This is a genomic window from Sphingopyxis chilensis (assembly GCF_035930445.1).
Classification (GTDB): domain Bacteria; phylum Pseudomonadota; class Alphaproteobacteria; order Sphingomonadales; family Sphingomonadaceae; genus Sphingopyxis; species Sphingopyxis chilensis.
The window spans coordinates 2,915,151-2,928,934 of the sequence record NZ_CP142394.1; the positions used below are offsets into that span (position 1 = coordinate 2,915,151).

Genomic DNA, 13,784 nt, shown 5'->3' on the forward strand with positions numbered 1-13,784 from the left:
AGCCTATTTCGCGGCTGGCCGTACGCCACCAACGATCGAAAGGACGATCGCGGTCACGGCGTTGCGGATCGCCGGTTCGGCCTTCGGCGCGAAGAACGGCGAATGATTGGTCGGTGCGGGTTCGCCCTTTGCCTTGAGATCGGCGAGCATGGCGGGGTCATAACCCCCTATTCCGAAGAAAAGCGACGGGACACCCGCGTCCACGAACTCCGAAAAATCCTCGCTTCCCGACATCGGCGTCGCACTTGCCGGCGCGAAAGCCAGGCCCTTGCCGAAAACCGGCGTCAGGACGGTTACCGCCGCATTGGCCATCGCCTCGTCGTTCGTCATCACGCCGGTTCCGCTTAGATAGCGGATCGTCGGCTCGGGCGCGCCGCCCATCGCGGCTGCGGATTTCGCGACGCGCGCGGTCCCGTCGCGCAGCAGCTTGCGCACTTCGGGCGATTGCGAGCGCAGATTGACCTTCACCTCGGCGCTGTCGGGGATGATGTTCGGTGCGCTGCCGGCGTTGATCGCCCCGATGGTCAGAACGCCGAAGGCGGCCGGATCCTTCTCGCGGCTGATCACCACCTGCGTATCGGTGACGAAGCGCGCCGCGATAGGGATTGGGTCGATCGTTGCAGCGGGCATCGATCCGTGTCCGCCGCGCCCGTGAAAAGTGATCGAATAGCTGTCCGATGCCGACGAGGAGGCTCCCGCCTTGATCGCGACGACGCCCGCCGGAAGGTTGGTAACATGCGCCGCGAAACCGAAATCGGGTTTTGGAAATCGCTCGAAGAGGCCGTCGTCGAGCATCGCCCGCGCGCCGATGAGCGGTTCTTCGGCGGGCTGGCCGATGAGAACCACGGTACCCGACCAGCTGTCGCGCATCGCGCTGAGCGCCCGTGCGACACCGACCAGATAGGCGACATGTGTGTCGTGGCCGCACGCGTGCATTACCGGCACATCCTTGCCTTCATAGGTCGCGCGCGCCTTGCTCGCCCAGGCGAGCCCGGTCTTTTCCTCCATCGGCAGCGCGTCCATGTCGGCGCGCACGAGGATCGTCGGCCCCTCGCCATTCCTGAGCACGCCGACGACTCCAGTCCCGCCGACCTTCTCGGTCACGGTGAAGCCAGCCTTGCGCAGATGCTGCGCGAGGATGCCCGCAGTGCGAACCTCCTGCATCCCGAGCTCGGGGTGCTGGTGCAGATCCTTGTAGATCGCCTCGAGCGTCGGGTAGTTCTTGTCGAGCAGCGCCGCTAGCTGAGCTTGGGCCGCGTTCAGGTCGGGTGTGGCCTGCGCGCCGGTTGCCGCGAGGGAGAGTGCCAGCGAAGCCGCTGCCCAGAGCCCGTGCGTCGCCATGATACTCTCCCGCATTTGGCTTCGTCAGACGTGGATCGGCTTGCCCGTCACGGCCATCGCGGCTTCCTTGATCGCTTCACTGTGCGTCGGATGCGCGTGGCAGGTATAGGCGATGTCTTCCGACGTCGCGCCGAATTCCATCGCCTGCGCCGCCTGCGCGATCATCGTGCCCGCGACGCTCGCGATGCACCACACGCCGAGCACGCGATCGCTCTTGGCATCGGCGATGACCTTCACAAAGCCGTCGGGCTCGTGGTTCGTCTTGGCGCGGCTGTTCGCGAGCATCGGGAATTTGCCGACCTTGACCTCGCCTTTTTCCTTCGCCTGCTCTTCGGTCAGGCCGACGCCGGCGATTTCGGGCCAAGTGTAGACGACCGACGGGATGACGTCGTGATTCACGATACCCGTCAGCCCGGCGATATTCTCGGCGCAGGCGATGCCCTCGTCCTCAGCCTTGTGCGCGAGCATCGGGCCGGGGATGACGTCGCCGATCGCCCAGATGCCGGGAACCTGCGTGCTGAAATCATGGTCGGTTTCGATCTGGCCGCGCTGGTTGACCGCAAGGCCCGTCTTGTCGAGGGCGAGGCCGTCGGTGTTCGGACGCCGGCCGATCGACACAAGCACGACATCGGCTTCGAGCGTTTCGGCATCGCCGCCGGCTGCGGGTTCGAGCGTCAGGACCGCCTTCTTGCCTTTCACTTCAGCCTTCGTCACCTTGGTCTTGAGTTTGAACTCGATACCCTGCTTCTTGAAGATCTTGTTCGCTTCCTTGCGGACGTCGCCGTCCATGCCGGGCAGGATCTGGTCGAGGAACTCGACGCAGGTCACTTTCGCACCGAGGCGGCGCCACACGCTGCCGAGTTCGAGCCCGATCACGCCGCCGCCGATGACGACCATGTGGCCCGGAACCTTCGCGAGTTCGAGCGCGCCGGTCGAATCGACGATGATCTGCTTGTCATTATCGACCGCAACGCCGGGCAGCGGGGTCACCGACGAGCCGGTCGCGATGATGATATTCTTGGCGCGATAGGCCTTGCCCGCGACTTCGACACTGTCTTTCGACGTGAACTGGGCATAGCCCTTCAGCCAGTCGACCTTGTTCTTCTTGAACAGGAATTCGATGCCGCCGGTCAGGCCCTTCACGGCATCGATACGCTGGCCGTGCATCGTCGGCAGGTCGAGTTCGGGCTTCACCTTGATACCCATCTTCGCCATCGAGCCGCCCGCCGCCGCTTCGAAATATTCGGACGCATGCAGCATCGCCTTCGACGGGATACAGCCGACGTTGAGACAGGTGCCGCCAAGCGTCTCGCGCCCTTCGGCGCACGCGGTCTTCAGGCCCAGCTGCGCTGCGCGGATCGCCGCGACATAGCCGCCGGGGCCAGCACCGATAACAAGGACGTCGTAGTCATAATCAGCCATTTGTCGTTCCTTTACCCCTCGGGGGACGGGGAGAAATCTTTAGAGATCGATCAGGAGGCGGGTCGGATCCTCGATCGCTTCCTTGATCGTCTTGAGGAAGGTCACCGCTTCACGGCCGTCGATCAGGCGGTGATCATAGCTGAGCGCGAGATACATCATCGGGCGGACGACGACTTCGCCGTTCACGACCACGGCACGATCCTCGATGCGGTGGAGCCCGAGCACCGCCGACTGGGGCGGGTTGATGATCGGGGTCGACATCAGCGAGCCGAAGACCCCACCGTTCGAGATGGTGAAGGTACCGCCGGTCATGTCGTCCATCGTCAGCGTGCCTTCCTTCGCCCGCTTGCCGAAATCGCCGATCGTCTTTTCGATATCGGCGAACGACAGCGTCTCGGCATTGCGGATGACGGGGACGACGAGGCCGCTCGGGCCGCTAACCGCGACCGAGATGTCCATGTAATTATTATAGACGATCTCCTCGCCCTCGATCCGGCCGTTGACCGCCGGAATGTCCTTCAGGGCAAGGCACGCCGCCTTGGTGAAGAAGCCCATGAAGCCGAGGCGCACGCCATGCTTCTTTTCGAACAGGTCCTTGTATCGGCCCCGCGCCTCGATCACCGCCGACATATCGACGTCGTTGAAGGTCGTCAGCATAGCCGCCGTGTCCTGCGCCGACTTGAGCCGCTTGGCGATCGTCTGGCGCAGGCGCGTCATCTTGACGCGCTCTTCCTGACGGCCCGGCGCGCCGCTGGCTGCCGGTGCGGGCGCGGCGGCGGGCGCCGGAGCGGCGGCGGGCGCCGCGCTGGCGGCGGCCAGCACATCTTCCTTGGTCAGGCGGCCATCCTTGCCGGTGCCCTGGATCTTGGTCGGGTCAACGCCATGTTCGAGCACGAGGCGACGCACCGCGGGTGACATGGTCGTCACGGTATCGACGCCGTCGCTGGCCGGGGCAGCGGTCGCGGCAGGTGCCGGCGCCGCGGCTTCGGCTTTCGCAGCCGGCGCGGGAGCAGCAGCGGCAGGCGCCGGCGCGGCGGCCGCACCGCCCGCCTCGACCGTCGCGATCGTCGCGCCGACATTGACGGTGTCGCCCACAGCGGCGAGTTGCTGGCCCATCACGCCGGCGACCGGCGACGGCACTTCGACCGCGACCTTGTCGGTTTCGAGGCTCGCGATGGGTTCGTCGAGCGCAACCGCTTCGCCGGGCTTCTTCAGCCATTCGCCGATCGTCGCTTCGGTAACGCTTTCGCCCAGCGTGGGGACTTTGACTTCGGTGCTCATAGGTGCAGTTCCTTAGGGGATCAGGCTTTTTTCTTGGTACGGCGGATTTCGGCACGGACCGACAGACCCAGCGCGTCGGCGACGAGCGCCGACTGTTCGGTCTGGTGGCGGCTCATCAGGCCGGTGGCGGGCGAAGCTGCCGCGGCACGACCGGCGTAGCGCGGACGCATGCCCTTCTTGCCTGCTTCGATCAGCGATTCCTCGATCAACTCGTTGACGAAGAACCAGGCGCCGTTGTTGCGCGGCTCCTCCTGCGCCCAGACGACATCCTCGAGCTTCGGCATCCGCTTCAGTCGAATCGCGAGCGCCTCCCCTGGGAAGGGATAGAGCTGTTCGATGCGGATCACCGTCGTATCGGTGAGCCCAGCGGCGTCGCGCGCCTCCATCAGGTCGTAACCGACCTTGCCCGAACAGAGGACGACGCGCTTGATGTCCTGGTCGGCGGGTGGCGCGCGATCCGACATGATGCGACGGAAATGCGCGTCGCCGATGAAGTCGCTGCGTTGCGAGACCGCCAATTTGTGGCGGAGCAGCGACTTGGGCGTCATGATGATGAGCGGCTTGCGGAACGAGCGAAGCATCTGGCGGCGCAGGACGTGGAAATAGTTCGACGGAGTCGAAATATTGCACACCTGGATATTGTCGCCGGCGCACAGTTGCAGGAAGCGTTCGAGGCGCGCCGAGCTATGCTCCGGACCCTGTCCTTCATAGCCGTGCGGCAACAACATCACGAGGCCGTTGGCGCGCAACCACTTGGCCTCGCCCGCGGCGATGAACTGGTCGATCATGATCTGCGCGCCGTTGGCGAAATCGCCGAACTGCGCTTCCCAGAGCACCAGGCTCTTCGGATCGGCCATCGCATAGCCATATTCGAAGCCGAGCACGCCATATTCGGAGAGCGGGCTGTCGAGCACCTCGAACCGGCCATGTGGCACTGTCGTCAGCGGGATATATTTCGCCTCGGTTTTCTGATCGACCCAGACCGCGTGGCGCTGGCTGAAGGTACCGCGGCCCGAATCCTGGCCCGACAGGCGCACCTGATAGCCTTCGCTCAGCAAGGTGCCGAAGGCGAGACTTTCTGCGGTCGCCCAGTCGAACACTTCGCCGTCCTTTTTGTCGGCGAACATCGCGCCGCGCGCGTCGATCACGCGGCGGAGCGTCTTGTGGGCCTCGACGTCGGCGGGAATCGTCGTCAGCGTGCGGCCGATCGAATCGAACAGCTTTTCCGAAACGCCCGTCGCGATGTTGCGGCGCGCATTTTCGGGATCGGTCGGTGCATAAAGCCCCGACCAGCGGCCCGCGAACCAGTCGGCCTTGTTCGGCTTGTAAGTCTTCGCCGCTTCGAAATCGCCTTCCAGCCGCGCGGTGAATTCGGCGCGATGCGCGTCGGCCCAGCCCGCTTCGATCACGCCCTCGTCCTGCAGCTTCGCCGCGCAAAGCTGCGACACCGGCGGATGCTTGCGGATGCGTTCGTACATCAGCGGCTGGGTGAACGAGGGCTCGTCACCTTCATTGTGGCCGAAGCGGCGATAGCACCACATGTCGATCACGACGTCGCGCTTGAACTGCTGGCGGAAATCGATCGCGATCTTGCACGCAAAGGTCACGGCCTCGGGATCGTCGCCGTTGACATGCAGGATCGGCGCCTGGACGCCCTTGGCGACGTCCGATGGATACGGCGACGAGCGTGCGAACTGCGGGCTGGTCGTGAAGCCGATCTGGTTGTTCACGATGAAGTGGATGCAGCCGCCGGTATTGTAACCGCGGATGCCCGAGAAGCCTAGGCATTCCCAGACGATCCCCTGCCCAGCAAAGGCCGCGTCGCCGTGGATCAGCACCGGCAGTACCTGTTCATGCTTTTGCAGGTCGTCGCGAACGACCTGCTGCGCGCGAACCTTTCCGAGCACGACCGGGTCGACCGCTTCGAGGTGCGAGGGGTTGGGAACCAGCGACATATGCACCGAAATCCCGTCGAATTCGCGGTCGGTCGAGGTGCCGAGGTGATATTTGACGTCGCCCGAACCGCCGATGTCGTCGGGGTTCGCGCTGCCGCCGGCGAATTCGTGGAAAATCACCTGATAGGGCTTCGCCATGACGTTCGCGAGCATGTTGAGCCGCCCGCGATGCGCCATCCCGTAAACGATTTCCTTCACGCCATATTGGCCGCCATATTTGATGATCGATTCCATCGCGGGAATCATCGCCTCGCCGCCGTCCAGCCCGAAGCGTTTGGTGCCGACATATTTACGCGCGAGGAATTTCTCCCACTCCTCGGCCTCGATCACCTTTTTCAGGATCGCCTGCTTGCCTTCCTTGGTGAATTCGACGCTCTTGTCGGCGCCCTCCATCCGGTCCTGCAGGAAACGCCGCTCCTCGACGTCGGAAATGTGCATATATTCAAGGCCGACATGGCCGCAATAATTGGCCTGAAGTATGCTGACAATCTCGCGCACCGTCGCGCGTTCGAGGCCCAGCGTGCCACCCAGCCAGACCGGGCGGTCGAGATCGGCGCCGACGAAGCCGTGATATTCGGGCGTCAGGTCGGCGGGCAGCTCGCGCTGGATCAGGCCGAGCGGGTCGAGGTTGGCGGCAAGGTGACCGCGCACGCGATAGGTGCGGATCAGCATCATCGCGCGGATCGAATCATCGGCGGCGCGCTCGACCTCGGCGCTCGACAGCGCGGCGCCCCCCTTCGTAGCCGCAGCCTTCACCGCGACCTGCATCTGCTGCGGGTCGAGCGCGGCGGTCAGGTCGTCGCTGTCGATGACGGGCCAGTTCTTGGGCGCCCAGCTCGGGCCGGCCTGCGGCTCGTCGATATCGAAGCTTTGTCGTTCGAGGTTCATCTGCTTTTCCACGGGGAGGAAGGGGTAGGTATTTTCATATGGGGAGCGGAGGCCCGCCGGCAAAGGGCGCCGGCGGGCCGCCTGCTCAGACGCGTTCCTTGAGCACTTCGGCGAGCGTCGTGCCGAGTTCAGACGGGCTCGCCGACACCTTGATGCCTGCGGCTTCCATCGCCGCGATCTTGCTTTCGGCGTCGCCCTTGCCGCCCGACACGATCGCCCCGGCGTGGCCCATGCGGCGCCCCGGAGGCGCCGTTCGGCCCGCGATGAAGCCCGCCATCGGCTTCTTGCGGCCGCGCTTCGCTTCGTCGATCAGGAACTGCGCCGCCTGCTCCTCGGCGTCGCCGCCGATTTCGCCGATCATGATGATCGATTTGGTCGCCTCGTCGGCAAGGAAGAGTTCGAGCACGTCGATGAAGTTGGTGCCGTTGACGGGGTCGCCGCCGATGCCGACCGCGGTGGTCTGGCCAAGGCCGACGTTCGTGGTCTGGAACACCGCTTCATAGGTGAGCGTGCCCGAGCGCGAGACGACGCCGACGCTGCCCTTTTTGAAGATGTTGCCGGGCATGATGCCGATCTTGCATTCTTCGGGGGTCAGCACGCCGGGGCAGTTCGGGCCGATCAGGCGCGACTTCGAACCCGACAGCGCGCGCTTCACCTTGACCATGTCGAGCACCGGAATGCCCTCGGTGATGCAGACGATCAGCTCGATCTCGGCGTCGATCGCCTCGAGGATCGAGTCGGCGGCAAACGGCGGCGGCACATAGATGACCGACGCGGTCGCGCCGGTCGCATGCTTCGCTTCGTCGACGGTGTTGAACATCGGCAGGCCGATGTGCGTCGTGCCGCCCTTGCCCGGCGTCACGCCGCCGACCATCTGCGTGCCATAGGCTAGCGCCTGTTCGGTGTGGAAAGTGCCGGTGGCACCCGTCATCCCTTGCGTGATGACCTTGGTATTCTTGTCGATGAGAATGCTCATAAATTTCGTTCCGTTTCTCGTGCCCCTGCGAACGCAGGGGCCCATCTCCAAATCTCTCGGCCACCCGCCGCCCGATCTTTTGGGGCGCAGGTGATGGGCCCCTGCGTTCGCAGGGGCACGGATATCAGGCGAGGCTGGGATCCAGCGCCTTGCACGCGTCGAGCAGTTCCTTGACCGCATCCACCGACACCTGAAGGCCCGCCTTGTCGGCATCGTCGAGTTCGATCTCGACGATCTTCTCGACCCCGCCCGCACCGATCATCACCGGCACCCCGACATAGAGGCCGTCGAGGGCATACTGGCCGTCAACGTAAGCTGCACAGGGCAAGATGCGCTTCTGGTCACCCAGATAGGCTTCGGCCATCGCGATGCCCGAGGCTGCGGGCGCATAGAAGGCCGAGCCGGTGCCGAGCAGCGCGACGATCTCGCCGCCGCCGCCGCGCGTGCGCTTGACGATCGCCTCGATCTTGTCCTGCGACGACAGGCCCATCTTGACGAGGTCGGGAACGGGGATGCCGTTGACCGTCGAATAGCGAACGACGGGAACCATCGTGTCGCCATGGCCGCCGAGCACGAAGGTGTTCACATCCTTCACCGACACGGCGAATTCGTCGGCGATGAAGTGGCTGAAGCGTGCCGAATCGAGCACGCCGGCCATGCCGACGACCTTGTTGTGCGGCAGGCCCGAGAATTCGCGCAGCGCCCAAACCATCGCGTCGAGCGGGTTGGTGATGCAGATGACAAAGGCGTCGGGAGCGTTCGCCTTGATGCCCTCGCCGACGGCTTTCATGACTTTCAGGTTGATGCCGAGCAGGTCGTCGCGGCTCATCCCCGGCTTGCGGGCGACACCGGCGGTGACGATGATGACGTCGGCGCCGGCGATGTCGGCATAGTCGTTCGTGCCGGTGATCTTCGCGTCGAAGCCCGCGATCGGGCCGACCTGCGACAGGTCGAGCGCCTTGCCCTGCGGCACGCCTTCGACCACGTCGAACAGGACGACGTCGCCCAGTTCCTTCTGCGCGGCGAGCAGCGCCAGCGTCCCGCCGATATTCCCGGCTCCGATCAATGCGATCTTCTTGCGTCCCATGGCGCGCGGCACTCCCTTCCTGGCAAGCCCGGCAATTGGTTCACAGACCGGCGGGAGCACGGGCTAAAGCTCCGATCCGGTCCCAAGACTGGCGACGCCCCTACGCCGATTCCCTTAAGGAAACAACAGCGAAAAGGTCGAAAAACCGCCTTTTTTTGCAAATAGTTCGCAATAACGATAAGAGATCCGAAATATGGTTTCGAGGTCAGGCTGGCGCGTGATATTGTCGCGACGCAACGGGTTCGCGGCAGAATGGAACAAAAATGCGCTGTCCGAATAAGGTATCGCCACGAGGGCGATTAACCCTCCCTTATTCCCGCTTTGTTACGCGCCTGTCGTGACACGCGCGATCATCAGCTTCGACACCGAATTGTCGGCCGGCCTCTATCAACGGGGTCGTGACGCGCGCGCCAATTTCGAAAGCTCGATCCTCGGCCGCTGCCGCGACGGCGATTTCGGCATCCATTTCCAGATGGACATGCTGGAAGGATATGGGCTCAAGGGCGTGTTCTTCGTCGATCCGATGCCCGCGCTCGTCCACGGCCCGTCGATCGTCCGCGACATCGTCGCCCCGATCGTCGCGCGCGGTCACGAAGTGCAATTGCACCTCCACACCGAATGGCTCGCCTTCGCGCGATTCAGCCCGGTCGGGCGGCTGACGGGGCGAAACATCGGCGACTTCCCGTTCGCGGCGCAGAAAAAGCTGATCGGGCTGGCGGCCGACATGCTGGTGCGCGCCGGCGCGCCCGACCCGGTCGCTTTTCGCGCCGGCAATTTCGGCGCCAACGACGATACGCTGCGCGCGCTGGACGCGCTCGGCTTCCTTTTCGACAGCAGCTTCAACGGGGCCCATGTCGGCCAGGGCTGTGATATCGCGCTCGACCGCCACAACATCGGGATGCGCCTGCATCACGGTGTCTGCGAGGTGCCGGTCAGCGGCCTGATGGATGGCATCGACAGTTTTCGCCCGGCGCAGCTGTGCGCGATGTCCGAAGAAGAAATGCGCGACGCGCTCGATCATGCGGCCACGAGCGGCGCGATCCAGTTCTCGGCCTTCAGCCACAGCTTCGAGTTGCTCAGCCGCGATCGCGCGGTCCCCAACCGGCTGGCGATCACGCGCATGGAGGCGCTGTGCCGGGCGGTCGCCGCCGACCGCCGTGTGACCAACGGCGGCTTCGCCAACCTGCCCCAGCCGCCGGCGCGGCCGGGGCCGATCAGGGTGCCCGAACCGCGACCGTTCCGGACGCTCCGCCGCACCGCCGAGCAGGCGGCGGGGCATTTCGCGCACGAAATGCGCTATGTTCGCAGCCTCGCCTATGTCGCCGCCAACACGTCACGCTGGGGGAAGATCGCCGGCGGCATCCTGTTGGCCATGGCCTAACGCGAGATAGTCGTCCGACTGCATTTCGGCGAGGCGGCTCGCGGTTCGCTCGAATTCGAACGCCCCGTCGCCCGCGACATAGAGCTGGTCGGGCATCGCCGCGGCGCTGGCGAGCAGTTTCACCCTATATTCGTAAAGCGCGTCGATCAGCGTCACGAAGCGCGCCGCCTCGTTGCGGTTTTCCGGCCCCATGCGCGGGATCCCCACGATGATCACGGCGTGGAAATGCCGCGCCACGGCGAGATAGTCGGCGGCGCCCCGCGCCTCGCCGCACAATCGCTTGAACGAAGAGACCGCGACGCCTTTCAGCGCCTTGGGCACATGCAATATCCGCCCGCCGCCGACGTCAAGATCGAGGCTCGGAACATGCGCCCGGTCCTCGGGCGGATAGTCGGTGAGGCGGAAGAAGGCGGCCGACAGCGCGGCACTCGCGGCTTCATCGGCGGGAACGAACCAGCGCGCGCCGTCGCCCAGCCGGTCGCGGCGGTAATCGGTCGGCCCGTTCAGCCCCATCACGTCGAGCCGCTCCTCGACGAGCGCGATGAAGGGCAGGAAATGCTCGCGGTTGAGCCCGTCCTTGTAAAGATCCTGGGGCGGACGGTTCGACGTCGCCACCATGGTCACGCCATGTTCGATCAACGCGGTGAACAGGCGCGAAAGGATCATCGCGTCCGCGCTGTTGTTCACGACCATCTCGTCGAAGGCGAGGCAGCGCGTATTTTCGGCGAGCGCCTCGGCAACGAGCGGGATCGGGTCGCCGCTCTCGCTCTTTCTGACCTCGCGCATCCGCGCATGGACGTCGAGCATGAAGGCGTGGAAATGGACGCGTCGCTTCCGCTGGATGGCGAGCTGGTCGTAGAACAGGTCCATCAGCATCGACTTGCCGCGCCCGACCGCGCCCCACAGATAGACGCCGGTCAGCGCCTCTGGCTTGCGCCCTGCAAGCCGCCACAGCAGGCTGCCGCGGCGCGGCGCGGCCTCGAGTTCGGCCTGCAGCCGGTTCAGCCGCTCGGCGGCGGCACGTTGCTCGGGATCGGGACGAAGCTCGCCCGCCGCGACGAGCGCGTCATAGGCCGCAAGGACGGTGGTCACTTCGAGTTCGCCTTGCGGATCGTTCCAGCGAAGCTCAGCACGATATGGCTGTCGCCGTCACCCTGTACGACCAGCCCGCGCAGGAAGATCAGCCGGCCGGTCTCGCGCACCAGTTCGACCACGGCATCGAGCGGTTCCCCCACCCGCCCCGCGCCGACGAATTGCGTCGACAGATCGAGCGTCACCGAATGCCCCGCATTGAGCGAACCGAACTGGTGCGACGCGGCGAACAGCGCAATATCGACGAGCGCGAGCGTCACCGCGCCATGGACATTATCTCCCAGGTTGCTGTGCTTGCGTTCGGGAAGCATCCGCACCCTTGCGCGCGGGCGGCCATCCTCGGTCGGCGCTTCGACGCGCACCGTCAGCGGTTCGATGAAGCTGTTGAACCGCGTCGGATCCTTGAGATCCCAGCTGATCCAGCCGCCGTCCAGTTCCTCGGCGCTGAAATATTCGCGGCGCTTCGGCTCCTCTATCCCGTCGTTCATACCCTGCAATATCCGTCCAGTTTTCCCGAGCGAACAAGTTCGCCATAATAGTCGGCCATCGCCTTCGCGCGCACGGTGTCGCTGCCGATCCATTTTTTGGCGCCCGCGAGCCAGCCAGCCGAACAGGTCACAAGCGCGCCGGCCCCCTCGGCGCAAGCGATAAATTCGTCGAACGCCGCGTGCCACTGGTTAAAATCGGCCATCGGCATGATCGGCCCGTGACCCGGAACAATTTGCTCGGCGCCCGATGCCGCGACCTCGTCCAGTGCCTTCAACCAGCCCTCCGGGCAGGCGGTATCGAGAAAGGGGGCGGGAACCGTCACCAGATCGCCGACGATCGCACGCTTCTGTGCCGCATCGTAGATCCAGAGGTCGCGCTCTGTGACGGCATGGCGCGCGACGCGCAGCGACAGCGGCCGGCCCGCGATCGACATGTCGCGCGATTCGTCGACGACGATGTCAGGCCGCAGTTCCGCTCCGCGCGCGATGGTCGCGAGATCGCTCTCGACTTCCGCAATCGCGCTTGCCGGAATAGCTCCCTCGGCCAGCGCCTTGCGCGACGATTCGGCGCTCTTCGCTAGGAAGCCGGTCAGCGCCCCATCGATCGCCGATGTGCCATAGACCTTGATATCCGGAAACGCGGCCTTCAGCGCCGGATTGCCGCTGACATGATCGAGATGCCAGTGCGTGTTGACGATCGCGACGGGCGTCATGCCGATCCCGCTTAGCCCCTGCTTGATCGCCATGAGATGCGCGTCGTGGCGCCCGCTGTCGATCACGAAAGCGCCCTCGGGCCCATAGAGGATCAGGCTGTTGCCGTCGGGCGAGCGGCCGGGATCGAAGCCACCGCCGATCAGGAAAGTCGCCCCGCCGATGCCATGCGCATAGGTGCGCGGCATCGCCGCATATTCGACCTCGGGATTGGCAGCACAACCGGCGCATGCCAGCGCGAGCAGCGCCGGCAGCCACCTCCACATCAGACGTGCCGCTCGGCTTCCAGCTTCTTGATTTCGGCGATCGCGCGCGCGGGGCTGAGGCCCTTCGGGCACGCATTGGCGCAGTTCATGATCGTGTGGCAGCGATAGAGGCGGAAGGGGTCTTCGAGCTCGTCGAGCCGCTCGCCCGTCATCTCGTCGCGGCTGTCTGCGAGCCAGCGATAGGCCTGAAGCAGGATCGCGGGGCCAAGGAACTTGTCACTGTTCCACCAATAGCTCGGGCAGCTGGTCGAGCAGCAGGCGCACAAGATGCACTCGTAGAGTCCGTCGAGCTTTTCGCGTTCCTGGGGCGATTGCAGCCGTTCCTTGCCGCTCGGCGTCGTCGTCTTGGTCTTGAGCCAAGGTTCGATCGACGCATATTGCGCATAAAAATGGGTGAAGTCGGGGACGAGGTCCTTGATCACGTCCATCGCGGGCAGCGGCGTGATCGTGATGTCGCCCTTCAGATCCTCGATCGCGGTGGTGCAGGCGAGGCCGTTCTTGCCGTTCATGTTCATCGAACAGCTGCCGCAAATGCCTTCCCGGCACGAACGGCGGAAAGTCAGCGTCGAATCCTGCTCGCTCTTCATCTTGATGAGCGCGTCGAGCACCATCGGGCCGCATTTTTCGGTGTCGATCTCGAACGTGTCGAAATGCGGGTTCTGACCCTTGTCGGGGTCGTAGCGATAGACCTTGAATTTCTTGACGGCGGTCGCACCCTCGGCCTTGTGGACCTTGCCCGTCTTTTGCGGGCGGCTGTTCTTGGGCAGGACAAATTGGGCCATATCGCGGTCTTCCCTATGCAATTGCGCGCTGCCTAGACCCGAATGGCGGCCTCGACAAGGGGGTGAACGCGCGAAAGCCGCTGGCGGCGCGCCGGACGAGCCGCTAGGTGCGGC

Annotated in this window: 11 protein-coding genes; 1 reads left to right on the forward strand and 10 read right to left on the reverse strand. The window is 64.7% G+C overall.

What is annotated here, in order from left to right; translation table 11 throughout:
* Positions 1-3: 3 nt before the first annotated feature.
* The 6 genes from VSX79_RS13560 to mdh all read right to left on the reverse strand — a co-directional run bounded on the left by VSX79_RS13560 (position 4) and on the right by mdh (position 8,950).
* Positions 4-1,341: an amidohydrolase gene (locus tag VSX79_RS13560; protein ID WP_326913609.1), complete on the reverse strand. Its 1,338-nt coding sequence runs from the start codon at positions 1,339-1,341 to the stop codon at positions 4-6.
* A gap of 24 nt (positions 1,342-1,365) precedes the next feature.
* The gene (lpdA, locus tag VSX79_RS13565; protein WP_326913610.1) at positions 1,366-2,763 is read right to left on the reverse strand and encodes a dihydrolipoyl dehydrogenase; all 1,398 of its coding nucleotides are present in this window, start codon (positions 2,761-2,763) and stop codon (positions 1,366-1,368) included.
* 39 nt (positions 2,764-2,802) lie between these two features.
* Positions 2,803-4,044, reverse strand: a complete 1,242-nt coding sequence (gene odhB, locus VSX79_RS13570) for a 2-oxoglutarate dehydrogenase complex dihydrolipoyllysine-residue succinyltransferase (protein WP_179494567.1) — start codon at positions 4,042-4,044, stop codon at positions 2,803-2,805.
* Between the two features lie 20 nt (positions 4,045-4,064).
* Positions 4,065-6,887: a 2-oxoglutarate dehydrogenase E1 component gene (locus VSX79_RS13575; protein WP_326913611.1), complete on the reverse strand. Its 2,823-nt coding sequence runs from the start codon at positions 6,885-6,887 to the stop codon at positions 4,065-4,067.
* A gap of 85 nt (positions 6,888-6,972) precedes the next feature.
* Positions 6,973-7,863 carry a succinate--CoA ligase subunit alpha gene (gene sucD, locus VSX79_RS13580; RefSeq protein ID WP_326913612.1) on the reverse strand — a complete coding sequence of 297 codons (891 nt, stop codon included), beginning with the start codon at positions 7,861-7,863 and terminating at the stop codon, positions 6,973-6,975.
* 124 nt (positions 7,864-7,987) lie between these two features.
* On the reverse strand, positions 7,988-8,950 hold the full coding sequence (gene mdh, locus VSX79_RS13585) for a malate dehydrogenase (protein WP_179494561.1): 963 nt from the start codon (positions 8,948-8,950) through the stop codon (positions 7,988-7,990).
* A 337-nt stretch (positions 8,951-9,287) separates the two neighbouring features.
* On the opposite strand from mdh, the gene VSX79_RS13590 reads away from it, so the two are divergent.
* Entirely contained in the window at positions 9,288-10,331 is a 1,044-nt protein-coding gene (locus VSX79_RS13590; RefSeq protein WP_179494559.1) for a polysaccharide deacetylase family protein, read from the forward strand.
* Here the strand turns inward: VSX79_RS13590 and zapE are convergent.
* The 4 genes from zapE to VSX79_RS13610 are packed head-to-tail and all read right to left on the reverse strand — an operon-like array spanning position 10,284 to position 13,670.
* The gene (zapE, locus tag VSX79_RS13595) at positions 10,284-11,423 is read right to left on the reverse strand and encodes a cell division protein ZapE (RefSeq protein ID WP_326913613.1); all 1,140 of its coding nucleotides are present in this window, start codon (positions 11,421-11,423) and stop codon (positions 10,284-10,286) included. The genes VSX79_RS13590 and zapE overlap by 48 nt on opposite strands.
* On the reverse strand, positions 11,420-11,911 hold the full coding sequence (locus tag VSX79_RS13600) for a PaaI family thioesterase (RefSeq protein ID WP_179494555.1): 492 nt from the start codon (positions 11,909-11,911) through the stop codon (positions 11,420-11,422). The genes zapE and VSX79_RS13600 overlap by 4 nt, the downstream gene beginning before the upstream one ends.
* Entirely contained in the window at positions 11,908-12,888 is a 981-nt protein-coding gene (locus VSX79_RS13605; protein ID WP_326913614.1) for an MBL fold metallo-hydrolase, read from the reverse strand. The genes VSX79_RS13600 and VSX79_RS13605 overlap by 4 nt, the downstream gene beginning before the upstream one ends.
* Positions 12,888-13,670, reverse strand: coding sequence for a succinate dehydrogenase iron-sulfur subunit (locus VSX79_RS13610; RefSeq protein ID WP_179494552.1), 783 nt, complete (start codon positions 13,668-13,670; stop codon positions 12,888-12,890). Before VSX79_RS13610 ends, VSX79_RS13605 begins: the two co-directional genes overlap by 1 nt.
* Positions 13,671-13,784 lie beyond the last annotated feature (114 nt).